Annotated in this window: 3 protein-coding genes and 1 pseudogene; 3 read left to right on the forward strand and 1 reads right to left on the reverse strand. The window is 42.3% G+C overall.

What is annotated here, in order from left to right:
- The first annotated feature begins 351 nt into the window (after positions 1 to 351).
- Positions 352 to 627 (forward strand): hypothetical protein, encoded by a 276-nt coding sequence (locus O9295_RS21785; protein WP_002768833.1) that lies wholly within the window; start codon positions 352 to 354, stop codon positions 625 to 627.
- A gap of 271 nt (positions 628 to 898) precedes the next feature.
- Here O9295_RS21785 and O9295_RS21790 read toward each other — a convergent pair whose 3' ends face one another.
- Complete coding sequence (locus O9295_RS21790) at positions 899 to 2,056, reverse strand: NAD(P)/FAD-dependent oxidoreductase (protein WP_288035300.1); 1,158 nt, start codon at positions 2,054 to 2,056, stop codon at positions 899 to 901.
- Positions 2,057 to 2,177: 121 nt separating this feature from the next.
- Here O9295_RS21790 and O9295_RS21795 point away from each other — a divergent pair, with 121 nt between their 5' ends.
- A complete protein-coding gene (locus O9295_RS21795) occupies positions 2,178 to 2,819 on the forward strand; it encodes a Uma2 family endonuclease (RefSeq protein WP_288035302.1) in 642 nt (213 codons plus the stop codon).
- 24 nt (positions 2,820 to 2,843) lie between these two features.
- Positions 2,844 to 3,230: pseudogene (locus O9295_RS21800) on the forward strand (Uma2 family endonuclease); the annotation flags it as partial.
- Positions 3,231 to 3,412: the final 182 nt, after the last annotated feature.

A 3,412-nucleotide genomic window follows, 5' to 3' on the forward strand; every position in this document is an offset into this window, starting at 1 on the left:
ATTAGACCTCTTGCATAAATCCGAAAACAAACGATAGAAACAATAATGGGAGGGACTTTCAGTTAATTATTTATTAGTAGTTGATAATCTTCAAAAATGTTGCTGTACAAGGATCGACTTAAGACTTTTGCAAGAGGTCTAGTGACCGCTAACCACTTTCCCTGATTTCCCTACTATATTTTGTGTTTTTTGTCAAGGGGTTTTTGGGGTTTTAGTAAAGATGTGACGGGATAGGACTGTTTTGATCAGGACTATTATTGATGAAATCGATAGAATAACGATAGGGGAAGCTTGCTTGTTTGCCTCAACCGACAATTTTTGTTGTTAATCAACTTTGACCAGACCATCACCATGAATGAACCACCTAATAGCGCTGGCGATGAAATCCAATTACCCCGGGGAGAAAGAGTTGACCAGCTAAGAAATCTCATCGAAACCCTACGCATTGCCGATGAAGTGGCCAATCGCGGTTATTTGATTACCAGCGCCGAAGTGGCCGATTTAATGGATATTAATCCAGGGGCCGTTACCAGTCGCGGCGACCATTGGCCGTGGCGAAATTGGGTAATCTCCCGGGTCAGACGCGAGGGAAACCAAATTCTTTGGCAGTTGGAAAAAGTCGATTAGGATTAATGGCAACCATCAGTTAATTTCTCTCTTGACTTTTGTCAATTAGCAATTAGGGTTTGCTGAATAAATCTAAAAACCTTGTTGGGTAAGACTTTTAGACTTTTGGTCAATCAAAAAGTCCCAGATCTGGGAGGGATCGGGGGGAAAATCCCTGGACTTTTTCCCTGAAAATTAGGTAATTTACCAGATGAAAATGGGTAAAAACCTACACCCCACACCCCACACCCCACACCCCACACCTCACACCCTGTCCCCACGAAAAACTTTTTCAGCAAACCCTAATTATCTCGTCATTTTCCCCCAGCAGGTGACGCGCAAAACGTCGGGCCAGGGGCGGAGCCGATACAAGTGTACTGGTAAAACCGGAAAATACCTGCAATCCCACTTTATCGGCGATCGCTCCCACCAGAGGCCGTCCCGAGGGGGCAAAGGCCACTAGGCAATGATGACAGCTGCCGGGGAGAGAGGCTAAAGAGGGCAGCAATGTCCCCACGGCGGCGCGTATTGCTTTTTCCCCCGTCAGAGGGTTTAAACTCCCGCCAGGATCGGTGATAATGGCGCTAATTTGCCCTAGATAAAGGCTTTGATCCCGGAATTGTACCGCCCCCGTTTCTAAAACACTGGCAATTATTTCTGGGGTTTCTCTCTGCCAAATGCCCTGATTTTCTAGTTGGGTAATTTTTTGCTCTAATACCAATCTGGCAGGAATTGCGGGCATAACTAGGGTGTTTAATTTGATCTCAGTGGGGGGAATTTTGATCACCTGGGCATGGGTAAAATAGACGGGAGCAGTAATATAGGATTTTTGCAGTAAAGACCGGGTTAATCCCCCGGCACAGACGATAGTTTCCCCGGCAGAATAATTATTTTTAGGAGTTTTTACGCCGGTAATTCTCGATGCAGTTTCAATTAATTCGATGACAGCTTCCCGAATAATCTTGCCTCCCAGACGCAGGAAAGCTTGTTGATAGGCAAGATTAGTTTTTTCGGCGTTGATGTGACCGTGGGGCAGTCGTAAAACTCCGGAGATAGCTGCGGGATTTAATAGAGGTTCTAAAGCGATCGCTGCTTGCGGATCGAGAATTTCGGGAGTAATAGCAAAGATAGCAAATTTTTCGGCCACAGCGACTGGATCATCTTCGGGGTTCACGGTGAGAATTAGCTCTATGTCCCGGTATTCGTTATCTATGCCCAATTCCTGCGATAAATTGCGCTGAATTTCTCGACCTTCTTGGTATAATTTTCTCTCGATTTCTGTGGTGGCCGACCAATAGGCTAAACCCCCGTAACTGTAGAAAGTGGCGTTGAGGGGATGGGTTTCTTTTTCTAATAAGAGGACTCGACTGCCTAGGTTAGCTAGTTCATAACTTAAGGCGGAACCGGTGATACCACCACCGATAATTATATAATCATAAGTTGTGGTCATAATTGGGCTAATTTTTCCTCGATTAATCTATTCTATCATTATACTTGCTCAGTTCCCTGGTTCTGATTTGATCAATAATTGCTATAATTACAGAAAAAGTTGAAAGCGGGACTGGATAACTATGCAACAGTTAGAAACTAGGGGGATAACTGACCGATGGATTAAAGCTAGTTGGGAAGAATACTTAGAAGCAATTAAAAACTTACCAGAGAATAAAGGAAAAAGTTATTATTACAATGGCTATTATCGATTGGAAATGACTCCTATTGGATTTGAACACGCTAGAGATCATCATGTTGTCTTTTTGGGGGTGAGTCTCTACGCTATCCTCAAAGAAATTCCTTTTCAAGGACTCCCCACTTGTTCTTATCGTAAAAGAGGAATTAGAGAAGTGCAGCCAGATATATCTTACTATCTAGGAGAGAAAGCGAATCTGATACCAAATGGGACTTCGATTATTGATTTAAATCAGTATCCTCCACCAGATTTAGTCATTGAAATCTCAAAATCTACCCTCAATGATGACTTAGGTAATAAACGCTTGCTCTACGAAGAATTAGGAGTTGGTGAATACTGGAGTGTTAAGGTAAATGATCCTCAAATATTCGCTTTTGAAATAATCGATCGAGGTAGCAAAAGAATTGATATATCAAAGGTTTTACCTAATTTAAAACTTGCGGTTTTAGAGTCAGCTTTACAACAGGCACGCAGCAAGGATCAAAGTCAGGTGGGACGTTGGTTAATCACTCAATTTCAAGGTTAACTCCATAAAATCGAGGCTAAGATTATGCAAAAGCTAGAAACTACTATCTCGACAGATTTATGGATTAAAGGCAGTTGGGAAGAATACTTAGAAGCAATTAACAACTTCCCAGAAAATCAAGGAAAAAGTTATTATTACAATGGCTATTATCGATTAGAAATGACTCCTATTGGTAACGATCATGCCAGCGATCATGCTATTTTGATCTTCGCTGTTAGTCTCTATGCTACCCTAAAAAATTTGGCCTTTAATGCCAAAGATAATTGCAGTTTTCGCAAGTCGGGTTATCGAGAAGTTCAACCAGATATATCTTATTATTTTGCGGAGAAAGCTAATCTAATTTCCTCCGGTACTTCGATGATTGATTTAAATCAGTATCCCCCACCAGATTTAGTCATTGAAATCTCAAAAGACTTAGGTAGGGTTTGCTGAAAAAGCTTTTCCTGGGGGCAGGGTGTGGGGTGTGGGGTGTGGGGTGTGGGGTTTTACCCATTTTCAGGGGGTCAATTACCTAATTTTCAGGGAAAAAGTACCTGAATTTTCCCCCCAATCACTCCAAAGGTCGGCACTTTTTGAGGGAAAACAAGTCTAAA

Source organism: Microcystis sp. LE18-22.4A (genome assembly GCF_027531105.1).
In the GTDB taxonomy this organism is placed as follows: domain Bacteria; phylum Cyanobacteriota; class Cyanobacteriia; order Cyanobacteriales; family Microcystaceae; genus Microcystis; species Microcystis aeruginosa.

What these genes read in the sequence shown, in the direction of transcription:
- O9295_RS21785 (WP_002768833.1), top strand. Translation starts at nt 352, where the DNA reads ATGAATGAACCACCTAATAGCGCTGGCGATGAAATCCAATTACCCCGG.
- O9295_RS21795 (WP_288035302.1), top strand. Translation starts at nt 2,178, where the DNA reads ATGCAACAGTTAGAAACTAGGGGGATAACTGACCGATGGATTAAAGCT.
- O9295_RS21790 (WP_288035300.1), bottom strand. Translation starts at nt 2,056, where the DNA reads ATGACCACAACTTATGATTATATAATTATCGGTGGTGGTATCACCGGT.